Raw genomic sequence first — 26413 nt, 5'->3', positions numbered from 1 at the left:
CATAAAATCTTTAGGTTCTAAAGCGTGTGAGAATACATTTTTAATGAACGGATCGACCTGTTCCCCGTCTTGCACAACATAATAGTTATTATTGTACATAGAATATTACCCTTTCTATGAGTCAATTTTTTCTAAAGTTTGATATTCGTTTATGAACTCACTAGAAAAAATATTTTCTTTTTCCGATATTTTTATATAGGCCTCACCAAAACTACTAATTTCTTGACTGAAAATTGATGTACTTGCATAGGCAACGGCTTCAACATCATCATATAGATATTGCAACAATTTCCCTTTTATTTGGTTAAAATTAAACGTTTCGTCACCGCTTCTGAACTTTATAAAGAATTGGCCCAATTGCTTATCCTCTTTTAAACCTAAACCGCCATTCTCAACCTTTTTAGTAATAAACCTATTAAGAGCTCTATAAAAAGTAATCCAGTCAAACACTTGCTCTTCTTCGTCATTATACTTTAGACTGAAACGATAATTGTTTAAAGGTTGGTCTGAATCACTAAGAGCAATCGTGTTTGCATTTATATATTCAAACTCAAATCTCCTTTTAAACGCTGTATCCATTACAAAAACATTTTGATCATTTGTATTTACAGTTCCAATTAAAAATAAGTTTTTAGGTATATAAATTTGTCTATCGTCATTAAATATATATTTAGAGATCAGGTCATTGTTTATCTTATATTCACTTTCTCCTGTTACAGGGTCTCTATCTAGCAATTGAAATAAGTCTCCGAACACTGCAGCAACATTTGCTCGTGACATCTCCTCTAATATTAAAAAGACTGGTTGACTATCTCTAACTCCTTCAGATAAAGCATATGTAAGTGCCTTAGTGAAAATATTAGGAACAAAATTATATTCAATTTTTGTTTCATCGGAATCGTTACCTATTGACCTCACTTCTGGCATTACTTGTCCAACAAAATCATAATATGTGAATTCTGGGTGTAGTGTTGTTCGAAAGACGTTTGGATGACTGCTCTTTTCATCGAACTCAGGGATCCCATTTTCTCTAATAAATTTTTGAATTCCATACGATTTCCCTGTTCCTGGTGCTCCAAAATATATTTTGTTTAATCCAACATTAATCAAAGTAGCTTCAGTTTCTCGATTATCAACATTATCAGGTACATCATGTACTTGATGAATCAATCGGCTATCAAAAAAGCTCAGATATTGTCTGAAATTTTCAAAACCGTCAACTGTTTGTTTAAATATAGTTGCTTGGATTATACTCCTTGCACTATGTTGAGATTTGTTTAATTTCTTATAATTAATGGTATGATTATCCTCAATATAATCATATATGCTTCTGATATCTATTCTACCTGCGGCATTGCTCCAATCACTTTCTAAAGATACAATGTAATTATATGGCTCAATATTATTGAATTTCAGTGCAACTTCATCATGTTTACAGTGGACCAAACAGAAAAACCTTTCATTATTATCCAAAGATTCATTCATTTTCTCAAGAATTCTTTTAGTAAATACTCTAATTTGAGGTTTAGTACGATCACTTCCGGTTAGGCTTGTTGTTAATAATAAAATGTTTACTTCTTCATCAAGAATATGAACCCTAAATTCTGCCTTACTATTATCTTGGTGGGTTTTCTCGTATGAAAATTCACTTAATTCATTTTCTATTTGATTGATTGCATCATTAAAAGTTCTCATTTAATATCCTCCATGAATAAGAATTAGATATTACTAGAGTATCATAAATGGTTAAATATAAAAAAAGCATGGAACAAAAATACATCCCATGGCATACAAAAAAAATCAAATTGTATAATTAGTAATAATTAAATGTTCAGATTCTGATCTAAAACGATTCCTAATATTAACAGCATAAGATTTCTGGTATCTTTCGCGAATAAATGGCCGATATAATTCCTCTATTAAAGGCGTTGAACCAATAATTAATAATGCGTTACCCGTTAAGTTCCTAAAATCCAAAGCTAATCTTCTATGGTGTTCTTCATCGAAATCTCCGGTAAATTCAATATTTCCATAATCACTAAAAGTTGTATCATATGGAGGGTCTAGAAACATAAAATCATTCTCTGTCATTTCATTAAATAGGTTTGAATAATCTTTATTATTTATTTCTGCTCTTTGCAATAATTCACTATGACCTCTTGTTAATAATTGCGTATTAAAATTTTTATATCTTCCATAAGGAACATTAAATTCACCTTTGTTATTGTAACGTATCATTCCAGAATAAGAAGTTTTATTTATAAAGTAATATAAAGCTGCATCACTATATCGCTGTGGTATTAAATGATTATACATATCCCTTAATTCATAATAAAATGGTTCATTATCGTCTTCAACCCTTAGTTCGGGGGTTTCAAGTTTTCTTTCTTCATAAATTTTCCGGTTTGCTTCATATATTTGTTGAATTTCACTTAACTCATTTCGGAGTGTATCGTAATCCTCACTTACCGAACGGTAAAAATTTATCAATCTACTGTTTACATCATTTATCTTCGCTCTTTGTGGTTCTAAATAAAAATATACAGAACCTCCCCCAAAAAAAGGTTCATAGTAAGTCTTGAAATCCTGAGGAATATAGTGGTTGAAAAACTGTATTTCTTTTGACTTTCCTCCACGATATTTTAGTATTGGTTTCATTTACAACAATCTTCCTTCCAATGCTTTCATTGCCTAGATATAGTAGTAATCTTAATCTAATTTAGTGAAAAATATATTCTATCATTCTTTTCCTATTAATTAAATATATTCTTATTCCTTCATAGTCAAATGATGTTTTAGGTACACAGTCCATTTCTCGCCTTTATAATACTTCTTTTTCCGCCCCGGCCCCGGAACTTACCTTGTTTTTTGGCAATTTCAATCTCTTCTCTCTGAGCGGTACTGTTACGTTCCCTTTCCTCATCTATCATCCATGATAAAAGAGTAAGTACAAGATCGGAAACTTATTGTCTACACCATCCAGCTCTTTATGCTACCTTGTAGATAAAATTGGCATATTAAGTACAACAATATCAATCCTCTCATCAATAAGTGCCTGCCATTCATCTTTAATTTCCTTTTTATTCCGACCAAATCTATTTAAATTGAACAACCAACACATCACAATTGCATGTATCAATACTAGCATATTTCTATTTGTTTAATCACGGTGTATTCAAAAAGCACAAAAATATCCCACAAACATTTCTGTAGGGATCACGTTCCTTAAATATCTCTTTTGGTAATTGAATGATGATAGTTTCAATATTATTTGAGTTAATTTCCTTCATTCATCTCTAATCAATTAAAACTCTATCACCTTGGGCCTCTATATACTTGTTTAAGCAAAGTATCTTTAATATGTATTTTGCTAATAACGTTTATAGAATATCAATCATTATTACGATAACCTGTCATTCTATATACTAAAGGAAACAAAAATGCCCATATAATGAAGGTACCTATAACCGAGTTTACTATATCAATCCAATGGATATAGCCGCGATACAAAAAACTAAGGACACAGGTTATTATTCCTACAACGAACGATGCTACAATTGCATTTCTAATATATCTGTTCATAATAAACACCACTTTATCCATTTTTTGTTGAAGACTATTCAGATTGAACTAACAATAAACTCTAAAGCACCTTTGAAAAAGGTAATATTCCCATTTAATTTAAACACAGAGCAATGTGCTAAGCCGTCCCCTTCTCTTCTACGGGTGCTCCTTTCCTTGCTTCCGCACGACGAGTGAACATTATCTACTAAAATATATTCCTCCTCTGTAATGAAATGAAGATCCACGAATGAAGATTCCCTTTTCAGTAGTTCAGTCACTCTCCATTCCTTCCACATTGCATTCACTCTCTCGTCGCTATAACAAATACCCGATCTTCCCTCTCTGGCTCATCAATGATATGTTCTAAGTTGTTCATATGAGCAAACTTCACATTCGAAAAGCCTGTATCATAAAGGTATTGCTTCACATTCTCCATCTTATAGATCGTATTATAGATAACCTCATCATATTTAAAATAACTTTCGGAAGCTTCACCGTTATCATCTTTATAGAATCCATAATATCTTGTAAAAGCCTTATTTCTGGCTGGTTCAAACATATTTTGGGCTATACTGAATAACATCTCTTCTTCCCTAATAAAAGTACCGGATTTGGAAAGGCCTTTCTCCGTGTTGAGGTCAAAAATGAATGTTCCTCCTGTTTCTAAATGCTCAAATACCCTTCGAAAGCAATCAATTAAGCTTTCGTCACCGTCTAAATGATTTAATGCATCATAAGTAGAGACGATATGAGGATACTTGTTATTCAAAGAAAAACTTCTAGCATCATCACAATAAAATGCTGCTTGTTCCCCTTTAATAAAAGGTTGGTTGAGCTTTTTGGCATAATAAAGCATGTCTTCTGAGAGATCAATACCAGTAACTTTATAGTCTTTTGTTAGAAAGTAATAGGCTAATTGGCCAGTTCCGCAACATAAATCTAGGATTTCCTTCTTTTTATTTTTGTTTGAAAGGTATTTGTAAATTCTTGGGGCAACTTGAACAGCGAAGTGAATCAAATGTGTACTATAAATATATGCAAAATTTTTGCCGTAATTCATAATAATTCCCCCAGTGTATTTTTTCGTGCCATGAGAGATATCCCTTCCTCAAAGGAAAAGCGAGTATCATCCGTCCATTTGACAGGATTAGATGCCTTTGGAACAAGATATATGAATCCAATAAAATATCGTAAACACAAATCCTGTTTCCAAAGGTCACACCACTCTCTAATTTTTACCAATATAAAGAATTCTTACTAAGTATAGTTGGAAGGTTTTCCTCAAGGTGAGAGTAGTTGCAAACAATAGATACGGAAACAGGAAAACAATACTAAGCTAACGCCCTTCTCCGCTTAATAAATCCTGCAATAATAATGAATACTGCAGTCAATATAACTAGAATGCTTAACTCCTGAATATATGATAGGACACCTTCATTTTCTGTCCATACCCCTCTCATTGCCATCAACGTAATAAATGGGGTTCACATACTCTACTAAAGTGCGCAAGAAGTCTGGAAACATTTCTGGTGGAAATGTTAATCCTCCCAAAAACATTTGATAGTTAAATAAAATTAAAGCGATTGATTGATAGGTTGCACTTTTACTCGTTACTGCTGTAACTAGATATGCAATTGCAAACTGAAATAAATTAATGACAGTAAGTACTAGAATAACAGATAGAACATTATCATATGGGATAGGAACATCCGTTGCAATGATAGCCGTAATGATTAAGATTAGTATCGCTGCTACTTGGAAAATCAGAGTTGCAATAAATATTCCAAATGAAATCGTCACATTATTTAAGCCTAGAAGTCTATATTTTAAAAGATTTCCTTGTTCCTCATAACTTGCTAAATATTGTCCATAAATAACGATGACTGCATTGATAATAATGATCGGAATAAATGCAGGGAGTAGGTAGTCTACTATTGTAAATTCCGTATTATCAACACCAATGTCTACAAATACATTACTAAAAATAATAAACATCAATACAGGCATTAGAAACCCAATCGCCATTGTCTTATAATTTCTCAGAAGTAACTTTGATTGATATTTAGAAAATATAAAAGTTTTATTCATGTGTAATTTCACCCTTTTCATTAATGACATACCCTAAGTTTTTCAAAAATGCATCTTCAAACGAGTAATCACTAATATAAATATTCGTTCCATTTTGCCTTTTAATTTTTTCTAATATTTCTGCTTCCTCTTCTGCTTGATATTCAATTACATATCGGTCATCTTGTTTTGTAATGTTATCAAAACCTAACTCCTGTTCTATTGTATTCTCCTGTAGGTTAGGAACTAAGTTTGGTACTACAAAGCTAATAGATTTTTTATTGCCAAATGTTTGTTCTATTATTTCCTTGACATTGCCAGTTAAAGATACTTCCCCCTTTTCCAGAATGACAACTTGGTCAGCTAAATACTCCACTTCATCTAAAAAGTGACTTGTTAGAATAATCGTTGTGCCATACTTATGATTTACGTTTTTAATTAAGCTCCATACCTTTCTCCTTGCTACAGTATCTAAGCCTGTTGTAATCTCATCAAAATGATTACTTTAGGTTTGTTTATGAGCGTTAATAATACAGATAATTTCTGCCTTTCACCACCAGAAAGGCTGTTGATGTTTGCCTTCTTGAAAGGTAACAAGTCAAATTCATTTAATAAATCATCTATATCCACATCACTATTTTGCAGTTGTTTATATAGGTTACATATCTCATACACTCTTGCACCTTCCTCGAAAACAGAGGATTGCATTTGCAAACTTACATTTTTATATAATTCTTTCTCCGCAAAATCATAGTCGATTTTTCCGGAGTATTTGGTTAATTTCATCATACACTTAATAAGGGTTGTCTTACCTGCACCATTATGCCCTAGTATGGCAAGTATTTTCCCCTTATCAACATTAAATTGAATATTCTTTAAAACAGATACATCTCCGTACTTTTTTGATACATTTTGTATGTTAATCATTTAGAAGCTCCCTCCAAACTCTCATTTTATTCTGTGAGTATTAATCCAGCATCTTTCATAACACCAACATCCCACTTACTTTGTTTTTAAACTTTCTTCAAAACAAGTACAATAAGTAGTTTTATAGATGTTGGTTACTGAAACAGATAATTCTGGAATAGCCAGCTGGTAACATTTCCTAATGGGGATTCCCACATCCATTCCCAAATATTTATGTATATCATTTAGACTGAAATACACGGAATTCACTAGAAAATTTAAAATAAAGTTTCTATAAAATATAGGATAGCCAGCTTCAAAATCCCTTTCTCTTACATTCTCTTTTTTCCCGTAGCAGGTAAGACATATGGTTGTACCTGGTATAAGTAGTGGACCAACCCTTAAATTTTCTAGAGAGTACACTAAATATTTATTACTCTTAACATCATGAATATATGACAGCTCTTTTTCACTAATGAGAAAAATACTTCTGGGATCGTATGAGCTTGCCACTTCATCTCTTGCAATTGACTGAATTTGAGTTAATCCTTCTTTTTGGAAGTATGATTTAAGCTCTTTATCTTCTCCTACTATATAAATGGATTGCTCATAGAATGTCTTAACATACTCTCTTAGTATTGAATGCTCTACACCACTCTTATTAGCAGCCAACAAAACACCACGAATATTCATTTCTCTTCGGAAATCCTCTACATTTTCTGTTATCAAGGTAATATCCTTTAATTGTTTACTGATCGTAACAATGAGCTTTTCTTCAATGGACAGCTCATCCTTATTTACAGGAAGTTGAAATCCATTTAAGAATGTATGTACAAATAACTCTTTATCCATGCTTGTACTAATTTTTATTGAACGGTGGATATCCTCAAAAAGATGCGATATTATAAAATCTTCTTCATTCAGAAAAACGGTATATTCTGCTTTCAAGATTAAGTACAACATCTCACCCCACAACTATGGCATAATGTAAATCATATTGTTTGCCGATTATTTCTTTAAATCGAAGTTCGTTATATCCACCAACACATACAGAATTATACTCATTATCAAAGCTGAAAAGGGATATGTTTTGAGCCATGTGTCCCATTTCCAAGCACAGTAATCGATAAGCAATTTCACCATATTTTTCTTCTATTAATTGATAATCACTCACTAAGAAAAGTTTAATGGGGAAATCCGCTAATTTTCCATCATCAATGACTTTTCCAATACTGTGGTCTGGATCCTCCACATACTTCTCTAACGCATGTTTATAGGGATTGTAACGATACACATATTTGTGTTGTTCTTGTTTGATTGAAATAAATACGGTTGTCGCATAAGTTGCACCAGGGGATGGATAACTAAACAATTGGTATCCATCCTCTGTACTTCCCGAAATTCCTACACAGAATTTTAGAAGATTAGAAATAAAATTGTCGTCCACCTTGTTCCCACTGACCTCTCTAATTGTACGCCGTGACACGAGCAGCTTTTCTAATGGGGTCTTTGCCTTTGGTTGTTCCAAAGGAATTGCATCAAGTAATTCCCACTCGCGTTCGTTCCTTACTGGTTTAATTCGAATGGAATGATAATGCTCTGACATCATGGCATTATTATGATATAGCTTTCTGAGTGTACTTCTATCTCCAGTCAAATCCCATAGTAGACTATTGCTTTTCAACTATTTCACCTCTGCTCCTACATAATTAGCAATAAATGATGCTAGGCTATGTTCAATGGAAGGAATAATCCCAAGTCTGTTATTTGTCATGTGAACGTGTGAAATAAGTATTGAAGTACTCTTATGAATATCATTTGCTTTTATACTTTGGAAATATTTCTTGTATACAGCATGCTGTTCTAGATTACGTTGCTTTAAGTCATTTAACCGTTGCTTAAATATAGCTCATAACGCTCTAACGTGTAGCCATCCTGATGATAGACTTTCCAGAAATCCGCATACTTTTGATAGATATCTTCCTTTTCATCAATATGCTGAAAGGATAAATAGATAAGATCCAAACCTGCAATGATTCTTTTGCCAAATGGTAATTGATTTAACTGGTTAGCCATCACACTGCTTTCATAGAAAACATCTTCAGATTTACACATCCCTTCTATACCGCCATAACGATTATATTCAGGTTCATACTGAAACTCAGCTACGGATCCATGCTCACACCAGTACGTTTCGGTAATATTTTCATTTTCTAACATTTCCGCTTGATAGAAGTGGTCATAGTTGATTAGGTTTATAGGATGATGGGTGATAAAACGGGTAATGGATGCTTCAAAACGATCTTTTATGATCTGATAGTCTTGTTCCTTACATTTAAATCTTAATCGTACATGTGGACCACCTAACCAATAACGAATAAAAAAGTAGCTCTCCATATCCTCTCGAATAACATCTTGGAAATCTGTTTTCATGTAATCATCTATTGCTTTAAAGTCATGGATAAAACCATGTAGTGAATACCACATTTATATTCTCCTTATTCTTTATCCTCATATATAAATACCTTTCTGGCGGTGCTTTTCATTTATGGATTATCTAATAAAATAACTCAGCTGTTGAATGGGTGTGTTACAGACAACCCCGATAAAGTTGATATCAAATTGCTCGTCTAATTTTAAAAGTTCCTTTAAATAGTAGTCATTATGATTTTTCATTGGCCTAAATGCATAACCAACTGAAGAAGAATATAGAGCAACTAGCTGCATCATCTCAGAAGAAGTAATAAGTTGATTTTTAAGACCATTCTTTCCTAACCTCTCTCTATTCGAGAAACAGATAAAAACTATGGTATAGGAGTTCATGTCGAAAAACTTATGGTCGTTATGCATCACTCTTCGGTAATCAATTTCCACATGAGATGTCGTGAAATCTGACCAATATATATAGTCTCCTCTATCATTTTTTAATAGAAAGCAATATTCTATGCCATTACTAGTAAATAAATCCTTGGATTTCTTTAAGTAATGAAGGACCTCTTCTGGTTTGAATGAATCAAATCTTTCTCCTGTATTGTGATTCCCTATCGTTGTATGTGCAGAATTCCTCAGTAACTTTGAAGATAATTGAAAAAACGGCATATTATCTGTTTTCTTATAATGATGGCTGTCCATTTTATTAGTACCATTATAATGAGATAACAGTTCTTTTAAGTATGTCGTCGTGGATAGCTCATTATGTGTAATGGATAGCCGCTTATCATATCCAGTTACATAGCTCTTCATTGCACTAGATTGATCCTCTTCGTACTGTGAGGGTATTTCTAAACAAAAGGAAATATAGCTATAGCGTGGGTCAATGTTGATATGATCATATACATAGTTACTATTAATCTCATGATGTTGAAGGAAATCTATATTTTTATTCACTAAAACATTTTTCACATTATATAAGAGGTGCCCGGCATCCAATAACGACGCATAAAGCGAAAATTCACTATAAAACCTTGCTAGATTTAATACATCACTTACACCAAAAATGTATAGTTTGTCCTTATCAAAAACTCCCTCATCTATTACTGTTTCCGAAACAAGCAGTAGCTGATTATCGTATAAATGATAATAGTAAAACCTCCCCTTAATTAGAAATAATAGTTTCGCACTGTGTAAGCTTCTCACAGAAGGGGAGTTATTATGATCGTGATAATAACTTAAAACATCGTATCTCTTTATTTTTATTGTGTGTTCTATGATGTCACCAACTAATTGGGAGTGGTTTCTAATATCCGCCTCCCCTGTATCGTCTTTACAAATGTAGTCATGACTAAATGGCATTAAAATAACTAAAGAATTATTTTCAGTATTCTTATAGCGATCAGCCGAATAACTGCGATAATAATCCATCTCTAGGTGGGTTATAGAATTACGGAAAAGGATGTGGCTCAACGTTCATCACCTCCGTGTTGCCATTGAGATCATTTAACTGAACGGCTTGTCTTATTCTTTCAACATTAATATTCTGGTACTTATAACCAAAAGCAATATTTTGCATGGTTGGAATAACCATTTTTACACAATTGAAACCTAGATTTTTCAAGGTAACGCTAGACAAATTAGCTTGATATATATCATGATAACTAGAGAGTTTATTTATAATCGTGTGAAAGAGCTCTCCTTGTGTTGAATACTTATTTAAGTAGGTGGATCGATTTTCTCTCATCTCCTTAGCACCTACCACTCGGTCAGTATGTATCGCAAAATTAAAGGCAAATCTCATCTTTGGAGAGGAATACAAATATAAATGATCCTCTAGCATGTTTATTTTCTTATAATCTTTGATGAAATCTTCAGGTATAATGCCTTTATCTTTATATAGTAGTTTTTGATAACCAACAAACGATCGGATCGAGGTTGATACCTCCACTAGGGCAGACTCGATTGCCTTCTCTGGATCAATATCTGTCCCAGCTGACGTATAAAAGGCAATCTTATCCTCCCCTTCCATCGCCTCATCCAATTCCACTAATACCCAGAAAGAAGGGACTTCACTTTCAAGAGTGATATCAAATATATGGACGTGATATCCTAAGGACCGTAAATAGGCAATGATTAAATTAATGTTTTTATTTCCAAGTGTTGTGATCCCTTCTACCTTAAGAGGACTAGATTTTGAGTACCAATGAACTAAAAATGAGTCCCGTTCAATCACTTCGAATAATCCACCAATGGATGCTTCTATTAAACTAGAACCTAGTGCGATACCATTTGAACTGTCTAAGACATATCTTTTATTATTAGGCTCTTCGTAGAATCATGAGTTGAAAAATATATAATTTCCTCTGGAACTAACACGTACCTATCTGTTTGAATGAATAGATGTTTCGCCAAAAATCTTTGTGTCTAAGGTATAATTATCAATTAGAAGATTCTCATCATTAAACAACGTTTCTGGAAGATGATTAAACTGCCTCAGCGATACATATTCCTCCATATGTTCCATAAGATCTCGTTCACTAGCATAAAAAAGAACTAAATGAAGTAGGGGCAATCCCATGGAATCTTTCTAGTCCTTCTAAGATAGCTGTAAAGAATGATCCTTTATAGGTTTCTTTTCTTCCATGTGCATCGAATTTTCTTTTCCCTAAAGTCACATATAAACTAATTAGTGGCATACAATCCGAAACGTTTCTGCTATGCGTTTCAAACAAACCAAATATGGGATGTAAAAAACTATCCATCTCCTTTTGAAAGACCTTTATTGTCTCTTCAAATGAGCGTTCTCTATATCCACTATTCATCCGATCATTCTTAGGTATAATTGCATTTTCCTCAAGCCATTCTATTGTTTCTGTTTCACCACAAACCTTACATTGAGGATACTTGACCATAATTAATTTAGTAATCTCTTTTGTTAAAAGATTATATGCATAGTAGTAATGTCCATCCCCTTGTTCTACCTCAAGCTTCAGTTCTTCAATCATGTCACGGTCAATTAAATCAGCTTCAAAGCGATACATTTGATGGATGAGACCTTTATCTTCTATCCTTTTTCTTACACATTCAATACAACCTAACGGATGCTTTTCATATGCAACAACAATATATTGATTGATATCGTGAGTAGCTACGACAGTATCTTTAGACAATAGTTTCTTGATAAGTCCTCACCTCTAACTCTCGAACAATCAAATTCGATTCATTCAATTTTTCTTCATACTTCCATGCACTCTCGTTAGGAGACAATCTAGCATGTTTAAATAAAGTCAGGCCATTTTCAATAAAATCTTTTTCAATGATCTCTTCAAAATTAGCCATGTCTCCACTGATCATCTGAAAGATCTCCTTTTTTTCTTCAGCATTCACAGGTTTTAATATAGTTGTCATTGTTTTTTCTGGATTAAGGGTCACTAACAAATAGTTAATTGCCAACTCAGCCCCCTTATCAGCTAGTCGAATTGTTCTCTTACCATCTGTATACAATTGGTCATTTTCGCGATCATATAAATAAACAGTATACGAATTAGAGTTAAGGTATTTCTTGACACAGAATTCAGGTTTAAAGCTTGCTACATTTAAATATTCATTGAATTTTCCAGTAAGAAATACCTCATTCTTCAACTTATATATTAAAAAAGGTTCGTCTATATATTCTAATAGTAATAACACTTTATCTAGGTAATAAGATTCTCTCGTGGAAACAAGCCAATCCATATGGGTACTTTCTTTGTTCAAGTAATAGGCTAGCCCTTTTTTTATTGATTCCATTGCTGTATCAATGTAGTCTAAACCGGCATACACAAATGTTTCTTTAGTTACTTGATTTGTTAACGAGTACGTAGCATAACCTATCTGGAAAAGGTCCGTATAGCTGTCATTTTTCCATCCAGATACAGTAAGCGGTATATTCGAGGCAGCACTAATAAAAGATTCAAAATGACCAACATAATCTAAACTCCCTTTTGCGATTACTGGAGTTGGAAAAGAAAAGTCATCAACCGTTTCCATATAATTATCTTCCATTAGATCATATTCATAAAACTTTCCTGCTTTATTGACGGAAAAAGCCACCTTGGATATACCGACAATTGATTTTATCAAGTACAGCATTGTATAGTATGGCGCTACTTTATATAGAAGGGATTCGCGAGAAATGGTGTTTTTATTATCGCTAGAAGGTATATCCCTTTCTATTCTTTCATATTTCTGAACTCCAGCTAACCTTTCCTCTGATAATGCTAGCACTATATGATTTTGATGCTCGAATTCCTCATTTGTGCTGATTACCCAATCATTATTCGTAAGTTCTCCGTCCCATTCTTTATAAGTTTTTAGATCGTTGTCCTTTAATAATCCTCTTAATAAAGGAAGTTTTTGCTCAGCTTCTGGGGTAATATGGACTACAGCTTCATCTACTAAACGGCAACTATGGAGTATATCTTTATTTGCTGGTAAATATTGCGATAGTACTCTAAACCAACTTTTTTTAAAATAGCATGATAAATAATAAGAAGTAGGATAAATAAAAACGGATCCAGTTTTATATAAAACCTTTATTAATTTCATGACAATCGTTCTATCTTCATAGACCTTTAACAAGTCACTGATTAGTACCTCGCTTTTGCAGGTACTTAATATATCTATCAGTAGCTCATATTGTTCTTGTGACGTCGCAATAGAAACTTCTTTGTGATAGGTTTTAATAATACTTTTATCTTCATCAAAGTAAACCATCGTATTTTGCCGATTTAAGATCAACATATCATCCATTTTATACTTCACCCTTCTAGTAAATTTCATAGCTTAGTTCTTTCGCGTAGGAACCTGTATTACTCAAGTATTCTTCCATGAAGAAATGTTCATATTTTGAAGGATAAAATCTTTCAGCAACTTCCTTTTCAAAAACCTTAACAGATAATGGATTTTCTATATTAATATAAAGAGGTTTGAATTTAAAAAGCTCCTCTTCTAATTGTGAACTTCGATCGATAACGACAAAGAATTCTTTGTTAAGTTTTAAGCCTAAGAAGACCATATTCAATCGTCTGTAATACTCAAAATCACTTTCTTTCTCTTTTCGTAATAAATGCTCTTTGATATAAGTTAAGCGAATTCTCTTTCTGGTTAATATGATATTGTCGTACGTTATCCTAGGAATGTATTCTGACTTTACCATTTCACCTATTTTGTAATACATGGCTCCAGGTGTAAACAACTGTAAGAGCATAGCAATATAGCCTGGCATATATGTTGGTGTTAAAGATCCTCTAAAGCATATTTTTGCCTCTAAACCATTACTATCAATAAACTTGAATTGATTATTATTTACTTTCACTTGAAAGTCTTCCACTTTAAAAAGGGATTCATTGTCCTCCATTGAAAATCTACGAGTTCCCACTCCTAGTGTATAGCACTCTCGACGAAGCCTATGTTCTTTGACGTTACCATTAAATCCGTATGTATCTGTTAATTCATAGTAATTATTTTCATCGTAAAATTCCCTGATAAAGTTCTGGTAATCTTCGCTTTCATTTAAGTAATCCTTAAAATAATTCATAAATCGAGCCAAGTACCTTTCTTGCCCTTCATATAATGAATTTATAATTAAGTTTTCTCCGTTTATTTGTGCGAAGACACCGGTGCTTATACCTTTCGTCTTTCTAACCTCCGAAGGTATTTTTCAATATAAGCATCAATCAACTCTTTTATATTCACAAAATCAGATGTACATTTTTCACAAATTGAATTTAAATCTTCAATAAAATTGTGCTTGAGTTGGTCCAGTTCCCTTAATTCTTCTGAGTTAAACTGCTCAGATGCGATATACGCTGGATTTTCCCAATATTTAGTCATATCCTTGGATAACCCAAACAACACAGAGAAAAAATCACTGTCCATTTCTAAATAATTTTGCTTCCCTAATTTATTCAGTCGAGCTGCAAACTCATAGCACATTCGCACACTCGTATCAAAGATGAGTGAGAATGTTTGTATTTGTTTTAAAGGTGTTAAAAATTTATTTACACTCTCTTTGTCTATGTACTCCACATCTAAATAATATCCATCCTCATAGAAAACCTGATTAGGAGGAAATTTAATCTTTGTTTTCAATTCTATGTCTTTTAGCACTGTACTTAGTTCTTTAAAATGCTCATGTTTTTCATGTATATCCTCTGCTGCGGAGACTCGCTTGGACAATTCGTATATCTCATTAAGGTACGCTATTAATTCAGCGTAGCTTTCTTCCTCCAATAGTTTAACTAACTTCCCCTTAATATCCTCAAAAAAGGCATCATAATTCCTTTCATTAAATCCAATTGCAGGTATTAACAATCCAACTTTTAAGTAATGACGAATGATTATATGTACCTTTGTCTTTGGTATATCTTTCCCTAAAGTAGAATGAAATTCTTCAAAGGAGATATAATTTTCCATATGTTTCTCGTTAAAAAGATCTACGAGTGACTTTGGAATTTTCAGTTTACCTAAACGCTCTTCTGACAGAAATACTTTCGTCCTTGTTGACTCCTTTTTTGAAAGGAACTCAATATAATTTTGGCCATTTTCTGTTGTAATTGAAAAAGGAGGGACCGTATAGTTCGTTCTTTCAATAAAAAAATCAGAATGATATAAATAGAAGAACGTTAATCTATACACAAAGGTATAATTTAAAGAAATCGATTTACGATAGCTTGTAGATTCTAAATGTTTATGAGATAACTCTACCCTTCCAACATTTGTAATGTTACTAAAGGGGCTTGTCTTTAAAGCTGATCGTGTGATGAAATTATATAAGGTACTTTCTAACTTACGATGTTTACTTTTATGATGTTCTAGTGGAGTGTTTAAATACGATGTTAGCTTCGAATAAATTTGTGGATTTATCATATGTAATCCAGTTGATATAAACGGATTTTTCCCTAAGATGTCTTTAAAACGCTGCCTCACTTCTGCCATGTTCTTTTCATACATGGCTTCTGCACTTTCTAGCAAATGGAGATAATGATAATATAATTCTTTAAATCTGCTTATTTCCTCTCGCAATGTTCCTTGAACACGTTCTTCTAGTTTCCTTGAATCCATCACAAACTTATTATATTTATTTTTTCTCAAATATCTTATGGAGTTTAGCAAAACAGAATCATTGCTTTGTTTAAGTAGGTCATTCAAGCTGACAATCATCCTGTTTCGAGAGCTATTTAATAATTGTTCGATGTCATGGCACTCTTGAAGCACACTCGTATCGAATTCATGTTTTATAGCATTTTTTGCTAGCGTATTTTCCCTTTTTAGTACAAACGGATTTACCTTCATACTTGCACCTCCAATCCCCTATTGGATTTTATAGAGGACTTCACCGTTATAATATTCTTCGTAGTATTTGACCACTGAATAGGCAAAGAATTGTTTCTCTGCCATACTTTTTTCAAATAGCGGAAGGCTTAAATAAAATAAGTTAACGATGTCCCTAAATACAAGCATTTTTTAGAGTGGAGAAATTGCTCTAGTTCACCTGTATCACCATGACGCAATAATTCACTATGGAATTCATTTTTTAATGGAGAAAGTTCTCTTTTCAGTAATTCAAGCTGCGTCTTTAATCCCACTCCTTCTTCCGGATCATCATAATTTTCTAATGTAAAGCAATCGTTCATTTCCTTTACTATCGCTGTCCACAGTTTTTCCCATTCCTGGATCAAATCTTTTAAAGCATCATTTAAGATAATTTCATTATTTCCAAATAGCTCTAGCCTTTTCTTCTCGAAGCGATCTTTAATGCTACTATTTAAACCTCTTGCTTCTATATTGGATAGAAACCCTTGTGCATGTGACAAAAATGTTAGATGACCTCTTTGGGGACCTTCTTCATATAATGTTGCTATAAAACGAAATTGATATAGAAAAAATGAGCCCTTTCTATCGAGGATAGATTTTGATATGTATCCATCATTTTCAAGTAAATCTCATTTAATTTACATCTATACGTATCAAAGGCTTTCCGGTGCTGTCTGGAATTATAAATTCCACTCTTTCTAGGTCTACTTATCACTTCACCGTGCTCATATAATAAATTCACATCCACATTTTCACGGTATTCTACTTCAACTAATGTCTTTTGCTTTTCTTTATATAGAGCCTGTTTTTCTTCTAGATATCCTTTATCTAGTGGATTTGCTTCTATATATTCTTTTACAAATCCCTTTATTTCATCTACAAAAAACCTTTCTTCAGAATTTTTTAGGAAAACGATTAATGTATTTGGTCCATGTTGCCAATCATTGTCAAGATAATACCCATCCTTTAAATTCCTAAGACTCGTGTTTTTAGTTATTTCTAATATTAACGGCATTTTACTTTTCTCATAATTGTAAATACTTATCGGCATGTAAATGCACTCCCTTCTAGTTCTCTATATCATACAAATCTTCGCACGAAGTCTACTCTTTAAAATTCCCATTCTGAGTTGGCTTTCACTAGCGTCCATTTCCTTTCACCACAGGTATAAGTACGATGCAGGCAAAATTTTGCATGGAAGTCTGTTATTTTCTATTGTTGTTTTACGCTACAGAAATGTTGATTGCCGTGGGTATTCCATCCTAAAGGCACTTAAACTATAGTAGGCTTGGAACCTTCTTATAATTTAGATAGTTTAATTCTAGGAGCTTTTCAATTGTCTTCTTATATAAACTATCAGCACGCTCATTATGAAGTTGAAATTTCTCCATCAATTCTTCCTTTATCGACTCGCCAGATATGCCCTTTAATAAACCCTCAAACACGAGTGCAGCAGCTACATTAATTTTTACAATTTTGAAGCTTCTGCTCAACAATAAAGGGGGTGTCCTGTAATATAATTAAGTAAAGGTGGCCTTCTAGGGAGTTCATGCTAGGATTACTATCACCTGAAATTAGGTGTGATTTTAATGATGTAGAGACCTTAAGGTCATCAATGGTCGCCTTCTTAAAAATTGGAACAGCTTGTACTAAAGATCTAATGATGTTAGTTGCATTCACATACTCATCGATATTCGGTTGTCTTCTTCTCAATTCACAATACTGCTCTCTATCCATAAAATCAGGTAACATTGCACATTTAGAACAGCTATTATTCACTGGACAGGTATTGCACCCACGAATCTCTTTTTCTTCATCAGTAAGTTGAAAGGCCTTTCCAACTACATTGATATAGGAGTCTGAGGAACTGCCGATCGCTTTACTACAGCCTCCACAAGGATAATCTGTTGTTTGTTATCCAGACTAAATCGATGCAGTTTTGTTATGGTACAGTGTTCAGGACCACCCCAGCGGCAACCATCCATGAGGAAACTGGAAATTTCATATGGATGACGAAATGACCCAGTCCTTAAAAAGTGATCCACGTCTTGTAAAAACAGAGTAGGTCCTCTTTCTTTTCTATAAATAAAAAGTTATTGTCCTCTAATAAATTTACAGCCTTTGCTTTTTTGTATGGTGCTTTTAAGATGTTAATATGTGCAGTATGATGATGATCATCTATTTGTAGTTTATCTATATAATCTTCTTCGGTTTTATATACTTGATGATAGTGCGGTAGAAACGTCCCTTCTTGCATTGCTCCCACTTTATTTCGTTCATAGATATCATCTCTTTCCCGAATATACCCATCATCTTTGCTGTAAAGAATATTTTCCTTATGAACCGTTCTGCTTTGATTAGAGTGATAAATGATTGCACTATTTATCCCCAGAAATTTCCCTAAATCTCGGTAGATCACTGGGTCTAAGAATTGTTCTTCTACAGCGATGTGCTTACTACTGCCTCCTTTAAAGTGGTAGGGATAAAAGCCAGTCAAATAGGAGGTATGACCATTTACAAGGGCACTCTCTGGCCTCGAATCAGTTTGATAAAGATGTAAATAATTATTCATATAAGAGGAATACTCGTATTTTATTTCAATTTGGTTTGATATTAGCCTACCTTCAATTGGGGGACTAAGGTTTACCTTGATAGTAGATAGTCCTATTTTCTCTCTTTCATTTAAGTATTGCTTTAACATTATATGCTCTACATTTCCATTTTCTAGTGAAAAATTAATATTAAATATAATACTCAGTTTATTAGAAGCTAGTGTATTATGAATCTTTTCTATACTAGCGATTGCTTCTTCATCACTTAGATCATGTACGAGAATCTCAAGATGATTAAATTGATTATGTATGAGTTTATGAAGTATTTGATTTGACAGATTTCTTAAGCTTACTTTCCCTGCAAATGAAAATGAATAACTTTCTGGATCTATCAAATCCATGAGAGTATCGAATAATTCTACCTGCTCTAGCATGTCTTGATCTAAAAAGGGAATCGTACCTTCAACACCGTAAGATTGAAACATTCGAAAATCTTCCCTAAGCTGCTTTACGTTATTTTGTGCTACATCAAGTCCTAAAGTTTTATCAAAGCAAGATGTATTTAATCTAACACCGTAATAATTAACTAATCTCGCTTGTATAGATCCATTCTTATATGGAGAGTATATATAGTGAGTAGGTATATTACTGTATACAGAATCCCTATCTATGTTTATGATCTCCACTATTTTATTAAAGGTATTAGCAGCAATACTTTCAGTAAATATGAAGATGTCATGTTTATCTCTTATCGAATTTCTTGTATCATCATTTATAGGAATGACCCCAACCCAAATGATTATATATTTAGAGTTAATCCGTTTTAACCTTTGTGAAACCATCTGAGTAATGTGATCATTTTTTTCATCTATATAAAATATATATATGTTATTATCTAAAGTAGTGAGATCATCCAATAGATCTTCAAATAACTTAAGGTTTTGTTCCAAATATTGTTCTGTATGTATCTTTTTATCAACTAAGTAATTACGTAAATAAGCTAAATCAAAATGGTGATCTGCTGTTATTAAACCATTTCTATCTTTTTTAAAATAAGCAAGTATTGCAAGCGAGTTTTGTCTGATCATAAGACCCACAACCTTTAGTCTCTTGTCAATTTTTAATTGATTAAATAGAGATTTTAGAAGGGTTGCGCTAACCCAAATTAATAACACAACCCCTTCTAAAATACACTACATCTTAGAAGTGATATCATGTTGTAGCAGAGCAAGTTGAGCTAGACCCACATGTAGAGCAGTTGCTACCAAATGCTGAACCACTTGTAGCAGCTGTTTCTGGAAGAGCAGTTGCTTCATTGATGTCAATAAATTCTAACTCTTCGATATCTGCAAATAGTTGGTCAATGTTTTCATTAACAGCTTTAGACATTTTTTTCACCTCCTTATAAAATTAAATAATGGTATATCCATAATCTATAACAATGTTTTGTCCTCTTATTGCATCGCTTTTTTCAGACATTAAAAATTCGATAACATTTGAGACTTCTTTTGGTGTTACTAGCTTCTTATATGGAATTCTATTTACCATCTCCGCACCAGGAAAGCTATCAAAGTATGCTTTATTCTCTTCTGTTACTACATAGGTAGGTGAAACACAATTTACCTTCATATCTTTATTAGAGTAATTTGCAAAATCAATGGTAAGATTTTTTACTAGTTGAATAATAGCTGCCTTTGATGGACCATAATCAATTCGATCTTCATGACCTACAATCCCATTTTGAGAAGCCACACATACGATTGATACTTTCTCCGAAAACAAGCTATACATTCGTTTTAGAAAAAGAACTATTCCAAATACATTTATCTCAAATGTTTCCTTCAAAGAATCTGTTGTAGCTGTAAAAAAACTCCTCATATAATTAACCCCAGCTAAATAAATGACACCATCTATACTCCTCTTTTTTCATTCAACATTTGATAGATTTTATTTACCCCAGCTTCTGATGTAATATCATAAGAAAATTTAAGTGATTTATTGTCTTCAGAAAATTCTTCTTTGAAAGATTTATCAATAAGTATTTGAAAGTCATCTTTAAACATACTAGTAACAGCTCGTCCGATAGTTCCTTCTGAGCCTATAATTACAATGTTTCTCAATATGCACACCTCATCGGTTCTATTAAGCTCCTATGATATCTTTTTAATAAATTCATAAAAGGTACCCTTAAAAGACTCTAGCTTATTAGGTATGTATCTTTGCAAATCCAACGAATCCATTTTTTCCTTTAAATAAAATTCTAGTAAAAGCAGAAATGCGTTATTGACTTTGTAGTTCTTATTTTTATAAATATCATATACATAACATGCTTCACCTATCACTAAACCGATGAGGTTAAAGTTCTTATGTTTGGTCAAACAATCTTTAATAAAATAAGCGTTATAAGGCGTAATCATATACATACGCTTTTCTTTCAGTATGGCTGAAATATTGAGTACCATTGGATATACTCTCAACAAAGGTGTCATGATTTTCGTGTTTTTAAAGCTTAAATAGTTAACCAATTCATAGAAATCAGCCTTAAATTTATTCGTAATCAGATGTTTTTTATGGTAGTCCCTATATATCCCATCGTTATAATAGAATAATCGATTATTTCTATCTATGTTCATGATGGATGTATAATCTAACATCCCTTTTGTGTATTGTGGATTGAATACCTCACCAGTTGTTTTAAAAGCATGGATGAAAGTTAAGACCTCTTGTTCATTTCTGTAAATTAGATTCATGGATTTTACTGTTTCTTTCATTCTTTGGAAGTTTATCAAGATTGGAAATAATTCTGAACCGGTATCAATCATCGACTTATCATAAAAAACAACTGCATTGATAATACAATTTTTCATAACACTGTTATCGATATGTTCGAACAGTTCTGCACTCTCAACATATAAGTGTTTGATACGATTTTCTTGGATGTTTAAAGGATAATGACCAGTTAACATGAGCTGTAGCTCATTTTTTATGGAGGATGTTTCCTGACTAAAATGCTTTTGATGATTCATTTTAATAGAAGACATATTTCTGATGAAGTTAGGATACAATTGCTTATTGCCAATTTGTATGTCTAATTGCGAGTTTAATAAATGAAATCGGATGTTGTAATTACTGTTTAAGAACCTCACAAATCGATAGATTCTTTCACCATCACATATCACAATATATTCAGTAATGTGATAAAACTTTAGAAAAGAATAAAAATCATTCACTGTGTTTAAATTAAAGTCAAAAAGTTCGAGTGACTTTAGTTCCGATAGGTTTGATCCTATCAAATGCTTTGTCATATGGAACATTCCATGCCTATACTCATGTACATATCCCACTGCTAACAATTACAAACACCACCTTTATTAAATGTAGTGTTATTTCCAATAACAACCTACCATATATTCACATCTATGTAAACACCTAATTACTAGTTTTTTTTGTTAGGTAGTTTTTATCAACCATCCCATTTATTATTAGACTTGAACTTTCTCTTTCTCTTCCTTAAAATACAATATTAGCTATATCTGTACTCTTTATTAACTACACTAATTAGGAGGTGTTGGAATTGCGTACGAGAAATATGCTATACCCTTATGTTCACCCCTTAAACCCTATATCCAATGGATCAGATTTGCTTCAGATCGTACGGGGAGAAGGAATACGTCTAGAGGATGCACATGGTAAAAAATATATTGATGGAATAAGTGGTTTATGGAATGTTTCACTAGGGTATGGTAATCCTAAAATAAGTGAGGCAATCATACATCAGCTTGATCAAATTCCCTATGTTAATCCTATCCAGCATAGTAATCCTACCACTGTAAAGTTTGCAGAGTTATTAATCGACGCCGCTCCAGACAATATAGTAAATGTTGTCTACACCTGCTCTGGTTCAGAAGCCACAGAATTAGCAATAAAAATTGCCCGCAATTATAATCAACATAAAGGAAAGCCACATAAAAACAAAATAGCCTCATTAGACTTATCCTATCATGGAAGCTATTACGGATCTATGAGCATGAGTGGTGTAGATCGTGAGGTTATAGAGGAATATGGTCCTAATTTACCAGGCATGCTTTTTTTACCTACACCAGTCCATAGAAAGTCTTTCATTGAAGAAAGAGGTAGGATTGAGCAGGAATTAACTAGTATTTTTGATAGGGAAGGAGAGAATATTGCAGCCGTCGTCATCGAAACAGTTCTAGGCTCTGGTGGGTCAATCCCCCTTCCACCCGAATATGTATATATGCTGAGAGATTATTGCAAGAAACATCAAATCCTCCTCGTAGTAGATGAAGTGGCCACAGGATTTGGTAGAACTGGTAAGATGTTCGGGTTTGAACACTTTCAAATTGAACCAGATATCATTTGCCTGTCTAAAGGAATAAATAATGGCTACTTGCCGCTAGGGGCTACTTTAATTAGCAACGAAATCTTCGTTACTTTTCAAAGACATCATGCAGTTATTGAGCATCTTTCCACACAGAACGGTAACCCATTAGCTTGTGCAGCAGGCATTGTCTCACTGCAGGAAATAAACAACGAAAAATTACTAGATCATGTTACCAATATGGGAGAATACCTGTGCACAGAGATTCACGACATGCTTCATAAGCATAAAAATTTTCCGAAGTTCGTGGTAAAGGCTGATGATAGGTATTGAACTTGTAAAAAATAAAAGCTCCTATGAATGCCTAAGTTATGAAAACATCACGGATCTTGTCCATACTTTTACTCAAAAAGGATTAATTGTCTATCCATTTTTTAACGAACCTCGCACAACGGGAATCCATTTATTTCCCCCGTTTATAATAACCATGGAAGAGACTAAGGAAATATTACACATTATTAAAAAAGTATTTGATCGCACAATCTATTAAACTCCTTTTTAAGGATACTTTTCATTTGATAGGAAAGTCTTAGAGTGTGCTCAAATTTACCTTTTTCATTACTTAAGGCTAGTTATGTCCCAGCCTCTATTATTACCCTCATCTACATATCGTACGGTTCACCTTGACAGTCTAAGTGCGATTATTGTGCAAGCCATTAAGTCATAGGAGGTAAGGGTTTTAGCATTGACAAGGAAGATAAGCACTTATGTTTTTAACCGATCATGTATGACAGAAACTTATGTGTAAATCGATTTTAAAGGTAGTGTAATTTAACAAAATCAATTAGGAAGGAATATGTAACTATAATAATGATTTCTATATTCGAGTAATTTGTTTAAATTTTTCCATTTTCATAGTAATATATTAACAGTAAGATAATTTAATAGTTAAAAAGAGGGAGGCATTTTGTTGGATATTACTTATGTCACAAAAAAGAAATGGTTAATTTTATTCTTTGCTTTTGTTTTGATTTTGCAAATGTTTGCATTGCCAAGTAATAATTTAGCAGCTGGAGATTCAACTCCACCTATATTAGAAAGTGTAGAGATTAGCCCCAAAGAAGTAAATGTTGGCGATACGATTAAAATATCAGCTAACATAAGTGATGATCTCTCAGGAGTGCGTTCTGCTCTTGTTGCGTTTAAGTCACCTTCTGAAGAAAGAACTCAATCTATTCACTTAAGAGAAAATGAGGATACAGGTTATTGGGAAGGTAGCTATGTTGTCCAGGACTATGATGAATCTGGGGAATGGAAGTTATGGTATATCGCTGTTAGTGATAATGCTGGAAATAGTAAAAACTATCAACCAACTGAAATTGAAACTAATCTAAATTTTATTATTAATAATTCTAATGGTGATAGTACTCCACCTGTATTAGAAAATGTAGAGATTAGCGCCCAAGAACTAAATGCTGGAGATACGATTCAAATAACTGCTAATATAAGTGATGATCTCTCAGGAGTGCGTTCTGCTCTTGTTGCGTTTAAGTCACCTTCTGAAGAACGAACTCAATCTATTCACTTAAGAGAAAATGAGGATACAGGTTATTGGGAAGGTAGCTATGTTGTCCAGGACTATGATGAATCTGGGGAATGGAAGTTATGGTATATCGCTGTTAGTGATAATGCTGGAAATAGTAAAAACTATCAACCAACTGAAATTGAAACCAATATAAATTTTATTATCAATAATTCTAATGGGGATAGTACTCCACCTGTATTAGAAAGTGTAGAGATTAGCCCCAAAGAAGTAAATGTTGGAGATATGATTAAAATAACTGCTAACATAAGTGATGATCTCTCAAAAGTGCGTTCTGCTCTTGTTGCGTTTAAGTCACCTTCTGAAGAACGAACTCAATCTATTCACTTAAGAGAAAATGAGGATACAGGTTATTGGGAAGGTAGCTATGTTGTCCAGGACTATGATGAATCTGGGGAATGGAAGTTATGGTATATCGCTGTTAGTGATAATACTGGAAATAGTAAAAACTATCAACCAACTGAAATTGAAACTAATCTAAATTTTATCATTAATAATTCTAATGGTGATAGCTCAGAAGAGGAAAACGGGACAGATCCTGAAGAAGGTAATGATTCTGAAGGTGAGAGTGACTCTGATACTGAAGAAGGCAAAGATTCAGAGAATGATAATAACGAAGAGTTACCATATCAAATTGTCATTTCTAATGAAACTTGGTCCAATAAAATAATTGATAAAGATGTTTTCATAGGACCTGAAGCTATTTTATCTATTAACGGCAATGTAACAGTTAATGGAAATATATACGTGTATGGTGCACTAAGAAGTTTTGGTGGATTGTCGTTAAATGGAACATTACATGCCCAACAGATGAATTTCGGTAATGGCGGAACCTTGTATCAAGGATCGGCAAATATAGGTGGTTCTAATAGTATCTCATCTGTTAAAGTTTCTAGCGAAGCATACGATGTACCTTTAGATGTAGTGTATGAAATTTTAGAACAAAATGATGATTTGCTTATTCAAGGAAAAACCTTACCATTTTTAGACGTTTATATTGATGGTAAAGAAGTAGATGTTATGGAAAATGGAACTTTTTCAATACAATTATCAAAATATAATAATACTGTATCAATAGTGATTAGAGATCTATTTGATAAAGATGTAGTAAAATATTTAAATTTAGGTCTTGAGGAAGTAATTACAGAAGAAGAAATAGAAGAGATACCTTATGAAACGATCAAGAAAGAAGACCCAACCTTAAATAAAGGTGAAGAAGTTGTAGAACAAGAAGGAGTTCCTGGTAAAAAGGTTATTACGTATGAGGTAACTTATGTAAATGGTGAGGAAACCCAACGTGTGGTTACATCCGAAGTGATAACAAATATGCCAGTGGACAAAATTATTAAGATCGGAACAAAGGTTGATGAATCAAACGAAGATTCTGAAGGCGAAAGTGGTACAAACCCTGAGGACGGAGACGATTCTGAAGGCGAAAGTGGCACAGACCCTGAAGACGGAGGCGGTTCTGAAGGTGAAAATGGCACAGACCCTGAAGACGGAGACGGTTCTGAAGGTGAAAATGGCATAGACCTGAAGACGGAGACGGTTCTGAAAGGTGAAAATGGCACAGACCATGAAGACGGAGACGGT

General features: G+C 33.2%; 25 protein-coding genes and 1 pseudogene. 2 read left to right on the top strand and 24 right to left on the bottom strand.

Features of this window, described 5'->3' with window-relative positions; translation table 11 throughout:
- Positions 1–114: 114 nt before the first annotated feature.
- The 24 genes and pseudogenes from JCM19034_RS16710 to JCM19034_RS16600 form a co-directional block, all read right to left on the bottom strand.
- Positions 115–1695, bottom strand: a complete 1581-nt coding sequence (locus tag JCM19034_RS16710) for an AAA family ATPase (protein ID WP_062051524.1) — start codon at positions 1693–1695, stop codon at positions 115–117.
- A 105-nt stretch (positions 1696–1800) separates the two neighbouring features.
- Complete coding sequence (locus JCM19034_RS16705; protein WP_062051522.1) at positions 1801–2658, bottom strand: Dam family site-specific DNA-(adenine-N6)-methyltransferase; 858 nt, start codon at positions 2656–2658, stop codon at positions 1801–1803.
- A gap of 1207 nt (positions 2659–3865) precedes the next feature.
- On the bottom strand, positions 3866–4624 hold the full coding sequence (locus JCM19034_RS16695; protein WP_062051518.1) for a class I SAM-dependent methyltransferase: 759 nt from the start codon (positions 4622–4624) through the stop codon (positions 3866–3868).
- A 374-nt stretch (positions 4625–4998) separates the two neighbouring features.
- A complete protein-coding gene (locus JCM19034_RS16690) occupies positions 4999–5652 on the bottom strand; it encodes an ABC transporter permease (RefSeq protein WP_062051516.1) in 654 nt (217 codons plus the stop codon).
- Positions 5645–6007, bottom strand: a complete 363-nt coding sequence (locus JCM19034_RS16685) for a hypothetical protein (RefSeq protein ID WP_062051514.1) — start codon at positions 6005–6007, stop codon at positions 5645–5647. Before JCM19034_RS16685 ends, JCM19034_RS16690 begins: the two co-directional genes overlap by 8 nt.
- Positions 6008–6102: 95 nt before the next feature.
- Positions 6103–6558: an ATP-binding cassette domain-containing protein gene (locus JCM19034_RS16680; RefSeq protein WP_062051512.1), complete on the bottom strand. Its 456-nt coding sequence runs from the start codon at positions 6556–6558 to the stop codon at positions 6103–6105.
- A 75-nt stretch (positions 6559–6633) separates the two neighbouring features.
- On the bottom strand, positions 6634–7485 hold the full coding sequence (locus JCM19034_RS16675) for a hypothetical protein (protein WP_156324033.1): 852 nt from the start codon (positions 7483–7485) through the stop codon (positions 6634–6636).
- 16 nt (positions 7486–7501) lie between these two features.
- The gene (locus JCM19034_RS16670; protein WP_062051508.1) at positions 7502–8221 is read right to left on the bottom strand and encodes a SagB/ThcOx family dehydrogenase; all 720 of its coding nucleotides are present in this window, start codon (positions 8219–8221) and stop codon (positions 7502–7504) included.
- Positions 8222–8443 (bottom strand): hypothetical protein, encoded by a 222-nt coding sequence (locus tag JCM19034_RS25270; RefSeq protein ID WP_156324035.1) that lies wholly within the window; start codon positions 8441–8443, stop codon positions 8222–8224.
- A complete protein-coding gene (locus tag JCM19034_RS16665) occupies positions 8425–9024 on the bottom strand; it encodes a lantibiotic dehydratase C-terminal domain-containing protein (protein ID WP_062051506.1) in 600 nt (199 codons plus the stop codon). Before JCM19034_RS16665 ends, JCM19034_RS25270 begins: the two co-directional genes overlap by 19 nt.
- Before the next feature lie 66 nt (positions 9025–9090).
- Positions 9091–10440 (bottom strand): hypothetical protein, encoded by a 1350-nt coding sequence (locus JCM19034_RS16660; protein WP_062051503.1) that lies wholly within the window; start codon positions 10438–10440, stop codon positions 9091–9093.
- Positions 10418–11284 (bottom strand): annotated as a pseudogene (locus JCM19034_RS16655) (YcaO-like family protein); the annotation flags it as partial. The gene JCM19034_RS16660 and the pseudogene JCM19034_RS16655, both read right to left, overlap by 23 nt.
- Positions 11285–11507: 223 nt before the next feature.
- A complete protein-coding gene (locus JCM19034_RS16650; RefSeq protein WP_062051499.1) occupies positions 11508–12140 on the bottom strand; it encodes a hypothetical protein in 633 nt (210 codons plus the stop codon).
- Complete coding sequence (locus JCM19034_RS16645; protein WP_062051497.1) at positions 12133–13761, bottom strand: hypothetical protein; 1629 nt, start codon at positions 13759–13761, stop codon at positions 12133–12135. The genes JCM19034_RS16650 and JCM19034_RS16645 overlap by 8 nt, the downstream gene beginning before the upstream one ends.
- A gap of 16 nt (positions 13762–13777) precedes the next feature.
- Complete coding sequence (locus JCM19034_RS16640; protein WP_062051495.1) at positions 13778–14560, bottom strand: hypothetical protein; 783 nt, start codon at positions 14558–14560, stop codon at positions 13778–13780.
- Positions 14561–14634: 74 nt separating this feature from the next.
- Positions 14635–16305, bottom strand: coding sequence for a hypothetical protein (locus JCM19034_RS16635; protein ID WP_062051493.1), 1671 nt, complete (start codon positions 16303–16305; stop codon positions 14635–14637).
- A gap of 128 nt (positions 16306–16433) precedes the next feature.
- Positions 16434–16826, bottom strand: coding sequence for a hypothetical protein (locus tag JCM19034_RS16630; protein WP_062051492.1), 393 nt, complete (start codon positions 16824–16826; stop codon positions 16434–16436).
- 44 nt (positions 16827–16870) lie between these two features.
- The gene (locus tag JCM19034_RS16625) at positions 16871–17377 is read right to left on the bottom strand and encodes a hypothetical protein (protein ID WP_062051491.1); all 507 of its coding nucleotides are present in this window, start codon (positions 17375–17377) and stop codon (positions 16871–16873) included.
- Positions 17378–17603: 226 nt separating this feature from the next.
- Positions 17604–17819: a hypothetical protein gene (locus JCM19034_RS16620; protein ID WP_156324032.1), complete on the bottom strand. Its 216-nt coding sequence runs from the start codon at positions 17817–17819 to the stop codon at positions 17604–17606.
- 536 nt (positions 17820–18355) lie between these two features.
- Positions 18356–20053 (bottom strand): hypothetical protein, encoded by a 1698-nt coding sequence (locus JCM19034_RS16615; RefSeq protein WP_062051487.1) that lies wholly within the window; start codon positions 20051–20053, stop codon positions 18356–18358.
- Between the two features lie 37 nt (positions 20054–20090).
- Positions 20091–20267, bottom strand: a complete 177-nt coding sequence (locus JCM19034_RS21945; protein ID WP_156324031.1) for a thiopeptide-type bacteriocin — start codon at positions 20265–20267, stop codon at positions 20091–20093.
- A gap of 21 nt (positions 20268–20288) precedes the next feature.
- Positions 20289–20756, bottom strand: a complete 468-nt coding sequence (locus tag JCM19034_RS16610; protein ID WP_062051485.1) for an SDR family oxidoreductase — start codon at positions 20754–20756, stop codon at positions 20289–20291.
- A 32-nt stretch (positions 20757–20788) separates the two neighbouring features.
- Positions 20789–20998, bottom strand: a complete 210-nt coding sequence (locus tag JCM19034_RS16605) for a hypothetical protein (protein WP_062051484.1) — start codon at positions 20996–20998, stop codon at positions 20789–20791.
- Positions 20999–21028: 30 nt separating this feature from the next.
- Positions 21029–22183: a hypothetical protein gene (locus JCM19034_RS16600; protein ID WP_156324030.1), complete on the bottom strand. Its 1155-nt coding sequence runs from the start codon at positions 22181–22183 to the stop codon at positions 21029–21031.
- A 269-nt stretch (positions 22184–22452) separates the two neighbouring features.
- Here JCM19034_RS16600 and JCM19034_RS16595 point away from each other — a divergent pair, with 269 nt between their 5' ends.
- Both JCM19034_RS16595 and JCM19034_RS16585 read left to right on the top strand, forming a co-directional pair.
- Positions 22453–23550 (top strand): aspartate aminotransferase family protein, encoded by a 1098-nt coding sequence (locus JCM19034_RS16595; protein WP_062051480.1) that lies wholly within the window; start codon positions 22453–22455, stop codon positions 23548–23550.
- 637 nt (positions 23551–24187) lie between these two features.
- Positions 24188–26413, top strand: a 2226-nt coding sequence (locus JCM19034_RS16585) for a G5 domain-containing protein (protein ID WP_197276431.1), incomplete at its 3' end; no start/stop codon positions are given.

It is taken from the genome of Bacillus sp. JCM 19034, from assembly GCF_001310635.1.
Taxonomy (GTDB): domain Bacteria; phylum Bacillota; class Bacilli; order Bacillales; family Bacillaceae_D; genus Halalkalibacter.
Note: the sequence above shows the minus strand (reverse complement) of the source record. Positions and strands in the feature narration are given on the sequence as shown.